The sequence below is a fragment of the Streptomyces sp. NBC_00631 genome (genome assembly GCF_045206895.1).
GTDB lineage: Bacteria > Actinomycetota > Actinomycetes > Streptomycetales > Streptomycetaceae > Streptomyces.
Genome location: NZ_CP107734.1, coordinates 4,110,265 through 4,124,740, shown reverse-complemented (window position 1 = coordinate 4,124,740; position 14,476 = coordinate 4,110,265). Strand labels below are relative to the sequence as shown.

At 71.0% G+C, this 14,476-nt stretch carries 15 protein-coding genes; all 15 read right to left on the bottom strand.

Going from position 1 to position 14,476, the window contains the following annotated elements; translation table 11 throughout:
* Positions 1-5: 5 nt before the first annotated feature.
* Positions 6-1,193: a hypothetical protein gene (locus OHB00_RS18880; protein WP_406436061.1), complete on the bottom strand. Its 1,188-nt coding sequence runs from the start codon at positions 1,191-1,193 to the stop codon at positions 6-8.
* Positions 1,190-1,642: a hypothetical protein gene (locus OHB00_RS18875; RefSeq protein ID WP_406445857.1), complete on the bottom strand. Its 453-nt coding sequence runs from the start codon at positions 1,640-1,642 to the stop codon at positions 1,190-1,192. The genes OHB00_RS18880 and OHB00_RS18875 overlap by 4 nt, the downstream gene beginning before the upstream one ends.
* 297 nt (positions 1,643-1,939) lie before the next feature.
* Positions 1,940-2,473, bottom strand: coding sequence for a hypothetical protein (locus tag OHB00_RS18870; protein WP_406436060.1), 534 nt, complete (start codon positions 2,471-2,473; stop codon positions 1,940-1,942).
* Positions 2,473-3,225: a glycosyltransferase family 2 protein gene (locus OHB00_RS18865; RefSeq protein ID WP_406445855.1), complete on the bottom strand. Its 753-nt coding sequence runs from the start codon at positions 3,223-3,225 to the stop codon at positions 2,473-2,475. The genes OHB00_RS18870 and OHB00_RS18865 overlap by 1 nt, the downstream gene beginning before the upstream one ends.
* Before the next feature lie 47 nt (positions 3,226-3,272).
* Entirely contained in the window at positions 3,273-3,845 is a 573-nt protein-coding gene (locus OHB00_RS18860) for a hypothetical protein (protein ID WP_406445853.1), read from the bottom strand.
* A 111-nt stretch (positions 3,846-3,956) separates the two neighbouring features.
* Entirely contained in the window at positions 3,957-4,973 is a 1,017-nt protein-coding gene (locus tag OHB00_RS18855; RefSeq protein ID WP_406436059.1) for a hypothetical protein, read from the bottom strand.
* A 66-nt stretch (positions 4,974-5,039) separates the two neighbouring features.
* Positions 5,040-5,549: a hypothetical protein gene (locus tag OHB00_RS18850; protein WP_406436058.1), complete on the bottom strand. Its 510-nt coding sequence runs from the start codon at positions 5,547-5,549 to the stop codon at positions 5,040-5,042.
* A gap of 153 nt (positions 5,550-5,702) precedes the next feature.
* Positions 5,703-6,464, bottom strand: a complete 762-nt coding sequence (locus OHB00_RS18845; RefSeq protein ID WP_406436057.1) for a hypothetical protein — start codon at positions 6,462-6,464, stop codon at positions 5,703-5,705.
* 190 nt (positions 6,465-6,654) lie between these two features.
* Positions 6,655-7,434 carry a hypothetical protein gene (locus OHB00_RS18840; protein ID WP_406436056.1) on the bottom strand — a complete coding sequence of 260 codons (780 nt, stop codon included), beginning with the start codon at positions 7,432-7,434 and terminating at the stop codon, positions 6,655-6,657.
* A gap of 213 nt (positions 7,435-7,647) precedes the next feature.
* The gene (locus OHB00_RS18835; protein WP_406436055.1) at positions 7,648-8,565 is read right to left on the bottom strand and encodes a hypothetical protein; all 918 of its coding nucleotides are present in this window, start codon (positions 8,563-8,565) and stop codon (positions 7,648-7,650) included.
* Between the two features lie 267 nt (positions 8,566-8,832).
* Positions 8,833-9,399 (bottom strand): hypothetical protein, encoded by a 567-nt coding sequence (locus tag OHB00_RS18830; RefSeq protein WP_406436054.1) that lies wholly within the window; start codon positions 9,397-9,399, stop codon positions 8,833-8,835.
* On the bottom strand, positions 9,396-10,931 hold the full coding sequence (locus OHB00_RS18825) for a VirB4 family type IV secretion system protein (protein WP_406436053.1): 1,536 nt from the start codon (positions 10,929-10,931) through the stop codon (positions 9,396-9,398). Before OHB00_RS18825 ends, OHB00_RS18830 begins: the two co-directional genes overlap by 4 nt.
* Before the next feature lie 28 nt (positions 10,932-10,959).
* A complete protein-coding gene (locus OHB00_RS18820; protein WP_200747075.1) occupies positions 10,960-11,421 on the bottom strand; it encodes a DUF6238 family protein in 462 nt (153 codons plus the stop codon).
* Between the two features lie 94 nt (positions 11,422-11,515).
* Positions 11,516-12,988: an SCO6880 family protein gene (locus OHB00_RS18815; protein ID WP_406436052.1), complete on the bottom strand. Its 1,473-nt coding sequence runs from the start codon at positions 12,986-12,988 to the stop codon at positions 11,516-11,518.
* 81 nt (positions 12,989-13,069) lie between these two features.
* A complete protein-coding gene (locus OHB00_RS18810) occupies positions 13,070-14,446 on the bottom strand; it encodes an ATP-binding protein (protein WP_406436051.1) in 1,377 nt (458 codons plus the stop codon).
* Between the last annotated feature and the right edge of the window lie 30 nt (positions 14,447-14,476).

Here is a 14,476-nt window from a genome sequence, read left to right as displayed (position 1 = left end):
GGTGCTTAGCGGTGGTGGGCGGGCGTGATGGCGCGGGGTGGCGGCGTGGGTGGTGCGGTGTCCACGGCCGGACGCGGGCGGACGCGCGGCACGGGGGTGCGGTGCGGCGGCAGGACGGCGACGGTCGCGCCGAGGTCCTGGGCCGTCTCCTCGACTTCGTGGGTGAGGAACTCGATCTGCCGGCCCAGCGCCGAGAGGCGGGCGGCGATCTGGCGGCCCTGCACGGTCTCCAGCGCGCTGGCGAACTGGCTGCTTGTTTCCAGGAGTTCCTGGAGACGGACCATCGGGCCCGGGGTGTAGCCGCGCTGGACGGCGCCGAGGAGAGCTTCGGAGGCGTCTCCTGCGGTCTGGCCTTCGACGACGTCGCGGATGAGTTCCTGCAGCGACACCTCCGGGACCGGCACTGGGCGGTTGAACCGGGAGACGTCCGCGCGCAGCACACCGGGCGGGACCGGGGCGGGCAGTGCTTTTCCTGCCTCGTATTCGTGGGCGTAGTGCCCGATCACCTGCCAGCCGGGTGCGTCCGGGTCACCTCGCAGCGCGACCAGCGTCGAGTCGTCATTCTCGATGAGGTGGGCGAGGGTGATCGGCTGCCCGTCGGCGGCGTACCACGACTCGGTCAGCTCCAGCTCGCCGAGCTGCTGCGCGGCCTGTGCCCTCTCCGTCCACGTCTGCTGTTCCTTGCCGGTCAGTGGGGCCCTGTGGTGGTGCTTGGTCTGGTCGGCGAGGTCGCTGGCGATGAAGCTGTGATCCGCCCAGGCGGCGAGGTGCGGCCACAGGGCCGAGTGCTGCGCGCGTTCGGCCGAGGAGCCGGGGGTGTCCGGCCGGTCGAGGGCCCGGCGGATCTCGGTGGTGGAGGCGGCCAGGCCGTTCAGCACGGCCCGCCAGCCGGCAAGGTGCCGGGCGGGTGGCAGCTCGTCCAGCGCATGGCGGGCGGCTTCGAGCAGAGCATCGGCGTGCGGGGCGAGGTGTGTGGTGTACGCCTCCACCGCCGCCTTGTTGCGGTGGGCTCGTGCGGCTGCCGCGGCGCCTGCGTGGACGGTGCGGCCGTAGCGGTCGCATGTCATGTCGAGCGCGACCTCGCTCTCGCGGTCGATGACCGCCATCCGCAGCCGGAAGTTGCGTGCACCGTCCGTGAGTTCCGGTGTCACCGGGACGGAGCCGTCCGGGGTCGGATTGCTCGCGGGTGTCATCGGGACCGTCCACTGCCCGAGGCCGTCAGGTGGACGGTCGGTGCGTAGGTGGGCTTCGGCGGGATCGGTCGGGCCGAGGGCGGGGAAGTAGTGGGCGGTGTGGCGCGCTGCGTCGTTCGGCCGGCTGCTGCTTGGGCGAGACGGCTGCGGCGCTCCTGGAGCCCGTTCGGCCGGTCCGGGCGTGGTGGGCCGGCGGAGAGGGACGGGTCGAGGCGAATGTCGGCCTGCACGCTGTAGCCGAGGCTGCGCAGGTCGTGGACGGCTTGGCGGGTACGGCGCAGCCCATCGCGTTCCGGCTCGGTGAGCCGGTACAGGCCCGGCGAAAAGGGGACGGGTTCGAACTGCTCGCGGACGAGGAACCACTCGGCCAGGTGAGGGGTGAAGCTCGGTGCGGCGGTGGCGACGAAACCGTGTTCGGGATGGGCACGGAAGCGGAAGTGGTCGGACAGAGAAGGATCCCTTCTTTCTGCTGGTCAGCGGCGAGGGGACGGCGGATGGGTCGTGGTACGCCGGGCTGGCTTCAAGGGGGCGGGTCCGCCGGGGAGGGCTGGCCGAACGTCGGGGCCGGGCATGCTGTCGCTTGCGTCATCCCGTTTGGTGAATTCGGCCTGGTCCAAGGCAGTGTTTGCCCACTGCTACTGCTACTGCTACTGCTTCGGCGATGGCGGCCAAGGCGGCGGCGCGGCTGTAGGCGAGCCGGATCTCGGCAAGAGGGGTCGGGGCATCGCGGGGTCTGCTGGTGTCGTTCAGCGGCGGTTCGGCTGCCGTGGCTGGGCGGCGGTAACTGGCTGGGCCCGTGGGCCTGTCGTGCGCGGTGTGGACGGCCCAGACGGTGCCGGGGTGGAGGTCGCGCGCAGGGCGGCGGCGGTGTGGTGCAGGCGTGCGCGGGCCGCGACGTACTTCTCGGCCGTCATGATCCGCAGGACTTCGGGGTCGTTGCGCAGAGGCGAGTGGGCGAGATCCTCCACGGCCTCGCGCTGGAAGCCGGTCGTGGCGTAGGTCAGGGCTTCGGCGAGTGTGTCCAGACCTCGCGTGATACCGGCGGCGGCCTGGGCGAGCTGGACCAGGGCGACGCGTTCGGGCGGGTAGACCGTCTGCGGTGTGGTGAACCGTTCCTGCGCGTGTTCGATGGTGTGCTGCAGATGGTGGGCCAGCACGCCGATGTCGTCGGTGAGCGTGATCAGGTTGACGGCGTCGGGGCTGGTGGGGAATGAGGCGGCCAGTTCCTCCAGACGCCTGGCCAGGTAGTCGAATGTGGCCGGAGTGACGGAGGAAGACATCAGACCGCCCCGGCCGCAGCGCTTGTCTCCCGGGCGCGGAGCGCGGCTCGCAGGCCGCGTCCGTAGTTCCACGCATGCCGCCGAGCCTCCGGCTCCAGGACGTCATAGGCGTCCTGGCGGGTCATCTGGCCAGGGTGTTTGCGGTACCGGTAGACCGGCAGGGGAAGCAGGATCCCGGGGCCGAGGCTGGTGACGCCGAGGGCGGCGCAGTAGTCCTCGCCCTGGACGAGCCCGCCCATCGGAGCGGCGCGCACCAGGTCGGTGCGGGCGAGGATGGTGGTCGGCCCGATGGGGATGGTGTCCGCCGGGTGCTTCCAGTACGTCCACACGTCGCCGGCCTCGTGCCGGCCGGGCGGGGTGGGGCATCGCCACAGGGCGGTCGAGCCGTCGGGGTGCAGGTCCTTGCTCCATCCCGCGCACCAGCCGACTCCCGTCGATTCCAGGATGTTCAGCCGTACGGACATGGCGTCGTCGGTGAACTCATCATCGTCATCTGCCCAGTTGGTGTACCGGGTGCGGACATGGGCGAGGGCCAGGTTCCGGGCGCAGGCGGCGCCGACCGGGCGAGGCAGAGCAAGCGTGCGGACGCGGGAGTCCTGCGCGAGCGGGTCGGGCAGGCGGTCCGGCGAGGCGCCGTCGAGCGCGATCACGGCCTCCCACGGCACGGACTGCCGGGTGAGGCTGGCGTGCATAGCGGTCAGGTAGTCGAGCCGGTCTTCGCGCAGGCGGCTGGCGATGACGACGGTGATCAGGGGCAGGGCGTGCGAGGGCAGGGGAGGCTCCGGGAAGCGAGAGTGGACTAGCGGCGCGTGGCGGGACGCGGGGCGTGGGCCTTCGCCGGGGATGCAGCGGGAGCGCCCGGGGGCGGCGTGCTGCGCGATGCCCGGATAACCGGTGCGGGGTCGAGGGAGGACCAGGCCGCCGGGTGGTCGTTGAAGGCGGTGCGCGGGTCGATGGCCCAGTCCACGACCGGGCCGATGTCCTCGTGGAGGAGGCTGATCACCTCGATGCCCTCCTTGTGCAGGATGTACCCCCACTGCATGTCCTGCTCGTCTGCGGTCTCGTCGGTGACCGACATGCGCCGCGGCGGGGAGCCGTCCGGGGTGATCAGGTGGTCGAGGTTACGGCTGGGCCACTGCTCGCCGCCGGTCAGCGCGGCCACGAGCGAGGGCGGGGCGCCGTCGAGGAGGTCGGTGCCCAGCTCGTCCCAGCCGACGGCGACGTCGTCGATGAGGTGACGGGACATGGCTTCCACGTCGTGTCCGAACTTGTACTGGTAGGCGGTCAGGAGCAGCGGCAGGTGGTGGCTGGGTACGCCGTCGAGCTGGACGTGGATGCCGCTGTATCCCGTACCGGTGGTGGGGCGGGCGATGAAGGAACGTGTGGACAGGGAGTTCTCCGGATCGAGCAAGGAAGCGGGGACGTCGGGCGACCACCAGGGGCGCGCGGCCCGTCAGGGGCGGGGCGTTTGCACGCGGTCCGGTCAGGAGGCGACCGGGGGGCCGGAGGCGTCGGTCCGGGCGCAGGTGTAGCCGATCAGTCGGGACGTCTCGGCCTTCGCGGGGACGGTGGCGGCGTCGTTGCACACGAACGTGTACGTGATGGAGGTGCGGGGCACGTCGTGGAGCCAGGCCCGGTCGTCCTTGCCGGGGTTGATCTGCAGGCCGGAGTACGCGACGGCGTCGGTCTGGGTGTGCGTGTGGGAGAAGAGGATCAACGCGCCGCCGTCGGTGGTCTTGAGGGCGTAGGCGTCCGTGTAGCGGTTGGCGGCGCCGGCGAAGACGGTGGTGCCCTGGTTCCCGTAGCGGGTGCCGGTCTGGTCGTGAACCTCGATCTGCCGCTTGCTCGCCTTGGTCGGCGCGAAGACCTTCGTCCCGGTGTCCGTGCCTCCGGTGGCGAAGTTGTCGAGCACGGCTGCGCGCAGCAGGTCGGCGTCCGCTGCCAGCTGCTTGTTGCCGGCGGCGGGAACGGCCGTCGCGTACCCGTCCCGGTCAAGGGCGATGTCCGGCAGTTTCTCGCTGTCTAGGTCGACGACGGAGACCATCTCCCAGCGCTTGTGCTGGGGGCGTTCGGCGAACACTGCCAGACGCGAGGGTGCCTTGCCCTTCTGATCCGAGAGCGCGGCGGCGAACCAGCGATCCTGCCCCGCTTCCAGGCGCGGGATGTACAGCTCGGCGTTTGCCGCGTCGTAGGACCACGGCTTGTACGGCTTGCGGTCCGCTGCGGGAAGCCCCTCGGTCTCGGTGTAGTCCGAGATGGACATCGCGTACAGCGGGCCGTCCTCGACCGTGTCGAGCAGGTGCCGGTCGCGGTCGGTGTTGGCTTCGTTGTTGATCTTGGAGTAGTGGGCGATCTGGGCGAGGGCCTCCTTCTTCGTCAGCGCCGGCTCGGCGGTCGGGGTGGGGGAGGCGCTGCTGCGGGTGGCCCTGGCTGTGGTGTCGGCATCCGGGCTGACGGAAGTGGCGCAGGCGGACGCGGTCAGCGTGACGGATACGGCCATGAGCAGGAGGGCGGTACGGCGTGCGGAGGTGTGCAGGGGAATCAGGAGGCTCCGGGAAATAGCGGATTAGCGGGTACGGGATGCGGTGGCGGATGCCGTCAGCGGGGACGGCGCGGTCACGGCCGGTGTCGCCCGGGTGTCGGCGGCGGCACGTAGTTGCTTCGCGGCGCGGGCGAGGCAGGTGCGGCTCTCACCGAGCCGGTCCACGAGACCCGGGTACGTGGAGGCGATCGCCCGGGTGCGGGCGGGACCAGGTGCTTGGTGGGTGAGTTCGGCGAGGAGGCCGAGGTGATGCACGGCCGAGCCGAGGGCGGCGAGCGCGGCACTGGTGGGCTCGGCCGCTTGGGCGAGCGCGAGCGTGGTGCGGCGGTGGGTGGCCGTGACGCGGGTCGGGTAGCGGGCGGCGGCCCGGTGGCGGAAGGCGCTCTCGCCGACGAGGTAGGTCAGCAGGCTGGCCAGGTGGCGGACTTCGTCGTCCAGGATCTCGCTCAGGGCCGGATCCGGTTGGATCTGGTCGGGGAGCGGGAGGTGGTCGGCCACGGCGTTGAGCCGGTCGGCCACGTCGTGCAGCAGCATCCGCTGGTCAGGATCGGACAGCGGGAACTCCAGGATGGGCGGGGGCGTCTACCGCCGTGCTGAGGACGGCGTGCCCGCCGTCGGCTGTATGCCGGGCGCTGCTATGGGCGGGCGGGGCGGCGGCGAAGGCGGACAGGTCGGTGCGGGACGCGGTCATGGGTTCCTGAGGCGCCGGGCGGCCTGGCGGTAGCGGGGCAGGAGCCGCCGGGAGACCGTGTGCGCGGCGCGGACTGCCTCGGCGGGGACTGCGATCGCGTGCGGGGCGTTGTCGTCGCCGAAGTAGTCGTGGGTGATGCCGTGCAGAGATCGCGCGCCGACGAGGACCTGCCCGCGATGCAGCGGGCGGTCGATCACGACGAGCTCAAGGCGGTTGGGGCCGGTGAGGATCGCGGCGCGGGGAACGCGGAATTGCATCCAGGCACTGGCCAAAGACGCGTTGTCCCACAGGTCGTCGAAGAAGTCGAGCTGGCTGTCCGGATCGGCGAAGTCGGTGATGCAGGAAACCCATTCGCCGGGCAGACGGTGACACAGGCCATGGGCGAGGGACTCCAGATCGCTGCCGGAGGTGGCGATGCGGACGGCCTCACGCTGTGAACGCCGGTACTCCCGTTGCTGGTTGTCGCGCCACAGGTCTTCGACGCGCTTGCCCGCAGCGGGAGCACCGGCGTCCGCGAAGATGCGGGGCAGGTGGTATTCCACGCCGATGCCTTGTCGGTCGGCATCGGCGAGGAACCGCGTGAGCCGGGCCGGAACGTCGTGGTCGTACCTGTCCTGGATCAGGATGGAGCCGAAGACGCCTCGTGGGCGCCAAAAACCGTGGTCAGTAAGAAGGGTGTGGGCTGCAGCGGGGGCGTCGTTGCTGGTGAGGGCGATGACACCGATCTGGTCGTGATCGCCGAGGCTAATGGCGGGCATGGGCTTGTCTGCAGGTCCGTCAGTGTCGAACAACGCCAGGCTCGTGCGAGTGGAGTTGATGTCGGACGATGAGGCTCCGGCCGGTGACCCACCATCGTCCGGGACGTGGCCGGTGTGGTCGAGCAGTTCGAGGGGCTCGGAGGTACTGCGCAGTTCGAGGTGCTGCTGCGACCGGTGCGGCGTCGACTGTTCAGCGGGTTCTGGCACGGGGACCTCGTGGTGTCGGGAGGGCGGGGGCTACATCGCTTGTCGCCGTGGGCGGGTATGTCTTCGATCTCATGGCAGCCTCGTGACCTGGCGGTACACGTCGTCGGAGGTCTGCTCGCGGAGGCGGAGTCGTCGACGGAGCGTCGGGGGCGGCGAAGGGGTGTGTGCCGCCGATGAGGGAGGGGCGGCCGTCGAGTTCGTCGAGCCAGGTCAGGAGTTTGGGCAGGTTCTTGTCGGGCCCGAACGCGAGGTAGGTGCCGTCGGCGCTGTCGCAGCCGAACCACTCGGCTATCCCCAGCCTGATCCGGGAGTTGACGCGGCCCATGTGCACGCCTTTGCCGCGGGCCTTCGCCTCGCGGGCCAGCCGTTCGGCGACGGGGCCGAGTTTCCACTCGGTCGATCCGGCCAGGAACAGGACGTCGAAGTCGTCCCAGGGCAGCAGCCCGGGTGTATCGCAGCCGTCCTGGGCCGCGTAGGCCGCGGGCACGCCCAGGTTACGGATGCGGGCCAGCCACGGCAGGGACTCGGTGAGGGTGCCGGCGGCGTCGAACGGCTGGTCCGGGGCGAGCGCCCACAGGCAGCGATCCGGCCCGTACCGTTCAACGGTCCGGTGCAGCCAGGCGAACCATGCTTGGGCTCCTGGCCAGTACCGGCCCTTGCCGTCGCTGCCGAACTTCGAGTTGTCACAGGCATACAGCGCACCCTCGGGGATCCGACTGCCTTGCGCCGGGGTGGTCATACAGCCGATGCGTCCGGCGCTCATCGCGGCCCGAATCTCAGGCCCCGAGGGAGTGCCGAGATAGCGCACCATGTACCTCCCCGGAGGCGACGCCGACCGCAGTCCGGGCCACCTGCTGGCCGGGCGGAAGCCCACGAAGTGGGGCCCGCGGCTGGTGGACCTCGTCATCCCGGGAAGGCAGCACGTTCCTGGTCTTTGAGCCGGGCGAGGGCGCAGTGAGCGTCGGGTGTGCCTGGTTCACCGGGTGCGGCCGGGCACGGGGGTGGTCGCCGTCGGTGGCCCCGGGCTCGGGCCCGGCGGGAGACCGGCCCGGGTGGTCCGGCGCGCGGGGGCCAGGGCACGCATGCGGTCGACAGCAGTGTGCAGGTCCTCGCCGAGACTGCGCAGGGTGGCCGCCGCGTCCTGAAGGTCGTAGTGGAGGTCGAATCCGTCGTCCTGCTCGGATTCCTTGGCCTTTTCCGCGGCTGCTTCGAAGAACTCGCCGAGCCGTTCCAGCAGGCCGCTGGTGGGGTCCAGGATCTGGTGCAGCAGGGCGGCGGCGTCCGGAGGTGACTCGGTGGCGTTGAGCCGGTCGGTGAGAGCGAGGAGTACGTCGCCGTAGACGAAGGCGCGGTCCGCGTTGCCGGAGACGTCCGCGGGCTCGGGGGTGCGGAGCGCCGGCTCGGCTGCGGACACGGGGGTACGGGCCGTGGGCGAGAAGGGAGTTGGCAGTAGTCCGAGCTGCGCGAGGCGATAGTCGATCGACTCGATCAGGGGCTGTGCGCTGCCGCCGTGCCGGGCTTCGGGCCGCTGGGGTGCACCGGGGTCGTCGGAGGGCGCCGAGTCGTAGAGGACCTCGAACAGCGACGGGTTGTCGGGGTGCTCGCGGGTCGCGATCCAGCCCTCCGGATTTCCCGGCGGGCGGTCGGAGGGAGGCTCCTGCGGCGGACCGATGATCAGGCAACTGCCGTCGGGGAGCGATACGCGCACGATGTAGGCGCTGAGGCCGAACTCGATGTCGCACTCCAGCCCGCGCTCTCGCAGTGGCGTGGTGATATGCGCGTGGCGGCGCCAAAGCTCCTGCCACCACGGGGTGTCCACGTTGCGATGGTCGGGAAGCGGTGCGAGCGCAGCCGCGCGGCGGGCCTCTGGAGTGTTCTCCTGGTCAGCGGCCACGGTTCCTCCTGCGGGAGGCCGGCGCGTGGTGGGACGGAGGTGTCCGGCGTGCGGGGTCGACTTCGGGCTTCGGCACGGGAGTGAAATCGAGTTCGTAGTCGTCGTAGGCGGCGATCAGGTCGTGTTCCATCTGGGCTTCGCGTTCGGCGACTTGTGCGATGAGGTCGTCGTGCTCGGCCTGGCACTGCCGGTAGTCGGCCCAGTCGGCGTCGCTGAGGTGGGCGGGGCGGTTCAGAGGACTCCTTGAAAGGGTGGGGCCGGTCCGGGTCAGAGGTGGCGACCGCCCGGTTTGGGCGGCGGCACCGGGCTCTGGCGCTGGGAGGGCCTGAGGAAGAAGCGGTGGAAGTCGAGGTGGTCGGTGAGTTCCTGGACTGCGTCACCGAGCGCCTGCGACGCGCGCCGCAGACAGGCACGCGCCGTCGCGTGTTCGACGACCATGCGGTTGTCACGGACGTAGCTGTCGTTCTCGCTGTACGGCCGGGGCAGTGAGAGCGCGGTCTGTGCGGTCTCGGCGAAGTGCGGTACGGCCTGGCTCGACAGGGTGACCGCCGACGCCAGATGGGCGAGGACGGTGCTGCCGGCACGGTTCGTACTGGAGGTGGTCCGGGCGAAGTCCTCGGTCAGCTGGACGACATCACTGGCGAGCGTCTGTGCGCCGGTGACGTGCTGGAGAAGCGCGGTGTAGGACGGCGAGGCCGGGACGCGACCGGTGTCGTCCAGTAGCTCCCACTGCTCGAACGCGCAGGAGAGTTTGCCCCTCACGGCGTTGAGCGCGTCGATGAGGTGGAGCGTGGTGGCGCGCGGGATCAGTTCACGCCGGATATCAGTATTCATGAGTCTTTTGCCACTTTTATATGCATCCGCGCGTCGGTGTCGAAGAGTGCCAGCTCGTACGTGTGCAGGAGGTGCTGCACGATGAAAGATCGTCCGGCGACTTTCCACAGGCCACGGCCTCGGTTGAGGTGGGCGATGGCGTCCATTTCGACGAAGGTCAGGCCGAGCAGCGAGGCCGCGGCGTGGAGTTGGTCGGTCTCCTGGCGGTAGATGATGCGGGTGGAGCAGTCGGCGAGGAGGCCCTCGGCCAAGGCCCGGCCTTGTGATCCGGCGTCGCCGGCGGTGAGCAGGTCGGACAGTCGGTGGATCACCATGAGGTTGGCGATGCCGAGGCCGCGGCTGAGCTTCCACTGGGCCTGCATACGCTGCAGCAGGCCGACGTGCCGCATCAACCGCCACGCCTCGTCGTACACGATCCAGCGCCGGCCGCCGGACGGGTCGGAGAGGGCGGACTCCATCCAGGCACTCGCGCAGGTCATCGCGAGGACGAGGGCGGTGTCGTCGCCGGATCCGCCGAGCCGGGAGAGGTCGATGGTGAGCATCGGTGCGTTCGGGTCGAAGGCGACGGTGGAGGGGGCGTCGAACATGCCGGCCAGGTCACCGTGGACGAGGCGGCGCATGGCGTGGGCCAGGTCGCGGGCGGCGTCGCCGAGTTGGCCCGACATCATCCCGGCGGCCTCGTCGAGCGCACTGGGGTTGTTGAGGGTGGCGGCGACATCGCCGAGCAGCGGGGTGCGGCCAGTGTGGACGGCGCGGGTGACGACGGCGTCCAGGGCGACGTCCAGGGCGGTGTGTTCCATGGGCATCAGGTCCCGGCCCAGGACCGTCCGGGCCAGGGAGCCGAGTAGGAGCAGGCGCCGTTTGCGGATCTCGCCAACCCAGTCGTCCTCGGAGACGCTCTCGGGTCGCGGGGCCGCGTCCAGGGGGTTCAGCCGTCCGGGTAGTCCGGGGCCGAGAGCGACGGACCGGCCACCGAGGGCTTGTGCCACCGGCGTCCATTCGCCCTTCGGGTCACACGGCACGTAGACGCGGTATCCGAAGGCCACCGAACGCAGCGCGAAGGACTTGGCGAGGGCGCTCTTGCCCTGGCCGATGACCCCGGCGAGAAGGAGGTTGGGGTTGGTGAATCCCTCGACCTTGCCGTACAGCGCGAACGGATCGAAGACGAAGGACGCTTCCGCGTGGACGTCGCGCCCGATGTAGATGCCCTCGGCGCCGAGTCCGCCTTCGGCGAGGAAGGGATAGGCACCGGCCGCGACCGCGGTGGTCATGCGGTGGGCAGGCAGTTTCAGCCGGTTCCCCCGCGCGGAGGCAGGTCCGGGACGTCCGTTCGCCGGGTAGAGCGCGGTGGGCATCTCGTGCGCGGCGGACGCGGTCTCGCTCTGGTGGGCACTGGCTTTAGCGCGGGCCTTGGCTGTGGCCTCGGCGAGCTGGCGACGGGCGGCCTTGCGGCTGGCGCGGTCGGTGCCGTGGGGGGTGAAGAGCGGGCTGGCGGAGGCGCGGCGGGCGCGGCGGGCGGGCCGGTGGTTCATCGGTGGCCCTCGTTTCTGCGGGTAGTGCTCATCGCACGCAGGCTGTGGTGTGCGGGCGGAGGTCGGTGGGGGTGGTCTTGCGGCGGATGACATGCCCGGCGGCGAGATGGCGCTGGCAGATCGTGAGCACGGGCGGTCCCTCGGGCAGCCGCTCTGGATGGCATGCGCTCGACTCGGCTTCTGCATCAGTGTGGGTGGGCAGCAAGTGGAAGGCGGAGTGGACCTCGCTGGTGGCCTGCCAGAGGCGGGTGTGCGCGGTGGCGAGGCGGCGGCCGGCGGCGGGGTGCGCAGGCCGGGTGTTTTCGGCGAGCCGGTCCAGGAGCTGGTGCAGGGCGGTGAGGTGGGCGTGCAGCACGTCAAGGTGCACGCGGTCCGCCGGCCGGGGCGGGTTCGCGTCCGACGGTGCCAGGGCCCGGGTGTGGTGGCGGACTCCGGCGCTCGCAGCGCGGAGGTAGGGATGCGCGTCGTCCGGACGCGTGGGAGTGGTCAAAGGTGGTGGTCCTTCCTGCCGTCAGGCAGGGGCGGTGACGGATGATCGAAGAGCGGCGGGCGCCACGGCGCTGACAGGCGGGGACGGGCCCGGCTCACAGGGCGGTCCGGGCAAGCGGGAGCGCGGTGAGGACGAACGCGTCCGGCTGCTGATAGTTGAGCCGTCGCAGATCGACCCCAGAGGTGACGGCGTGGGTCTCGATCTGTGCGCAGGCGGCGTCCAGGAGGGCATCGGTCTCGGCGGTGACGGTGACCAGGCCGGTCAGGGCCACGTCGGCATGTCCGGCGATGAGCTGGCGCTCACGCTGCTTGACGTCGGCGTACTCGACGGAGTCTTCCTCGCTGTCGACCTGCCCCCGGCGGGCCCTCTCGTTGGCGTCGGCGATGATCGCCGCCTTCTTCCGCTGGACGTCTCGCAGCGCGGACTCGAGTCCCTGCGGCACGTATATGAGGGAGAGGCTGCGCCGCACGCCGGCCGTGAACATGATCCCGTGCAGGAACCCGGCCCCCATCTCCGTCCTCGGCCAGTTCTCCACCCAGTACGTCGCGTGCCGTGCGCTGTCGGTGGCGAGACGGTCGTACTCCTCGAACTGGACGACGGGCCCGGCGGCTGCGGGATCGGCCTCGGCGCGGCCGGTCTCGGACCACTGCTGGAGGGCGGCGAGCGCCTTTGGGTCGTAGGCGGTGCGGATAACGGCGGCGATCTCCCGCGCGCTCAGCCACCCGGTGACCTGGAGCCCGGCGTTACGGGCGGCCTGGGCGATGGACGCGGAAGTCTGCTCCATGACGGTGAACGCCCCGGGCAGCCCTCCGCCGGCCTGCGAGATCAGGCGCCGGGCGGCCTTGAGGTCGAGGGAGATGGCGAGATAGGTCTCGTGCGGGGCGGCGGCGGGGCCGGCCGAGGCGACCAGCTCGGAGTAGATCTGCCCGGCCACCGGGGTCTGGGGATGCCCGTTGTGGGTCCAGTGGCGGGTGAGGGTGTCGCCCGAGTCGGGGACGGTGCGTTCCAGCACCTGGACGGTGGCGACGTGCCCGGCGCGGGCGATGCCCGCCAGCGCGCGGCCCCAACTGCTCACGTTGTGGTTCTGCGTCGCCGGGTCGAGGAGGGCGAAGGCACGGCTGCTGACGCGGGCGATGGCGGTCAGAGTCTGCTGGTGCGGGTCGTGCACGGCCGCGGCGCCGTTGGCGGAGTCGCCGGGGGTGACCACCTTGAGGGAGGCGGTGGTGCCGGGCAGGTGGAGGATGCCGTCCTGCCTGGGCCGGGTGACGGGCCGGGCGAGCCAGAGGGTCTGGCCGGTGCGGCGGCGGTGCGCGTAGCGGGCGACGATCGGTGCCCAGTCGATGAGGGAGCGGCCGTGCCGGCGGATTGTGACGAGCGCACCGGATGCCGCCCACAGCGGGGCCAGGGCGACGGCGCCGAGCAGTCCGGTGGAGACCACCGTCATCAGCAGAAGCGCCAGTGTGCAGGAGACGAGGATGAGTTGGGGCAGGGAGAGGCCGAGGAGGATGCCGCGGCGGGACCGGTGCGGGAACTTCACCGTGACCGGGGCGACGGAGAGATCAGTCAAAGGGGCGGGTCCTGGAGACGCGGGGGAACCCGGGGGCGGGAGGTGCAGCGCACGTCCCGCCCCCGGCGGACGGGCAGGGGATCAGAGGCCGGTCGGCGGCGGAGGAGGTGAGGCCGACCCGCTGGACGTGGCGTTCTGTGCGCTGGAGGGCGGGGGTGCGCCCTGCGGCGGCGCGGTGGTGGTCGGCGGCGCGGACTGCCATCCGCTGCCCTGGCCGGAGGCGGCGTTCGCTCCGGGCCCGCCCGGCCCTGGGCTGCCGCCCATCTGGCCGCTGGTGTCGTCGGACACGCTCGTCGGCGCGGGCTGGACGGCTTTCTCCAGACCGGACTTGACCGCGTCGCCACCGGGCGAGATGCCCGTACCGCCGTCCTGCGAACCTTCCTTGCCCCCTCCGCCGCCGGTCGGGTTGGCGGCGACGTCGCCGGGGAAACCGCCACCGCCAGCGGCGTCGGGCCCCTGCGGTGCGGCGCCTGCTCCGGCGGCAGCGCCACCGGTTCCGGCAGTGGCCGCTGCCGCGGCGGCCTTACGGGCGGCCCTCTCGGCATGCGCCTTGGCGATCTGCGCTCCGGCGCCACCGGCACGGTGGATGGACTCGCCGTCGGTCCCATCGGCCGCCCAGTGCACGAACTTGAAGACGGCGTACGGGCACAGCAGCACCAGGATCATGATCACGATGCCGGACATGACGTCGGCCAGAGCGGCGATGCCGTCCTTGGCCTCGGTTTTGCCCATGGCGGCGATACCGAGGACGAAGATCACGGTCATCAGGAGCTTGGAGACGACGAGGGTGGCGGTGGCCTCGATCCAGCCCTTGCGCCAGCGCCGCGCGACCTCCCACCCGCCGCCGGCGGACGCGAAGACAGCCAGCGTGACCATGACGAGGATGCCGACCTTGCGGACCATCATCACGCACCAGTAGAGGAACGCGCCGACGGCGGCACCAAGGCCGGCGACAACCGCAACGAGCCAGCCCATCCCGGACAGGCCCGCGATCTGGTTGACCTTCACGATGCGTCGCACGGCCGACTCGATGTTCAGGTGGGCGGTCTTGAACAGGCCGTCGCTGACGGCATCGACCACTTCGACGGCGACCGTGGTGAAGGCGATGGCGCAGAAGGCGAACAGGACGCCGCTCATGGTGCCGGTGAACGCTTGCGCCAGGGCTTGTCCGTCGCGTCGGATGGCGGCCCGGACCAGCTGTGCGCAGAATGTGGCGACCAGCAGGACCAGGCCCAGAGGCAGCAGCATCTCGTAGTTGTCGACGAACCACGACGCGTTGAGATCGACCTTCGTGGTGGTGTTGACGGCCTCGGCGGCCAGATCGGCTGCGGCGGCGGCCAGTTCACCGGCGGACTTCGCCATCCAGTCACCGATGGCCTTGCCGGGGTCCGAGGCGAAATCGACTGCGTCGCCGACGGCGCACAGCTTGTCTGCCAGGGGGAAATCACAGAAACCCAACGGGAGTTACTCCTCCTTTCTTGTCTCAGG

Coding starts and splice junctions, on each gene's coding strand:
- OHB00_RS18830 (WP_406436054.1), bottom strand. CDS start 9,399: ATGAATACTGATATCCGGCGTGAACTGATCCCGCGCGCCACCACGCTC.
- OHB00_RS18880 (WP_406436061.1), bottom strand. CDS start 1,193: ATGACACCCGCGAGCAATCCGACCCCGGACGGCTCCGTCCCGGTGACA.
- OHB00_RS18870 (WP_406436060.1), bottom strand. CDS start 2,473: ATGTCTTCCTCCGTCACTCCGGCCACATTCGACTACCTGGCCAGGCGT.
- OHB00_RS18845 (WP_406436057.1), bottom strand. CDS start 6,464: ATGCCCGCCATTAGCCTCGGCGATCACGACCAGATCGGTGTCATCGCC.
- OHB00_RS18850 (WP_406436058.1), bottom strand. CDS start 5,549: ATGCTGCTGCACGACGTGGCCGACCGGCTCAACGCCGTGGCCGACCAC.
- OHB00_RS18855 (WP_406436059.1), bottom strand. CDS start 4,973: ATGGCCGTATCCGTCACGCTGACCGCGTCCGCCTGCGCCACTTCCGTC.
- OHB00_RS18825 (WP_406436053.1), bottom strand. CDS start 10,931: ATGAACCACCGGCCCGCCCGCCGCGCCCGCCGCGCCTCCGCCAGCCCG.
- OHB00_RS18840 (WP_406436056.1), bottom strand. CDS start 7,434: ATGAGCGCCGGACGCATCGGCTGTATGACCACCCCGGCGCAAGGCAGT.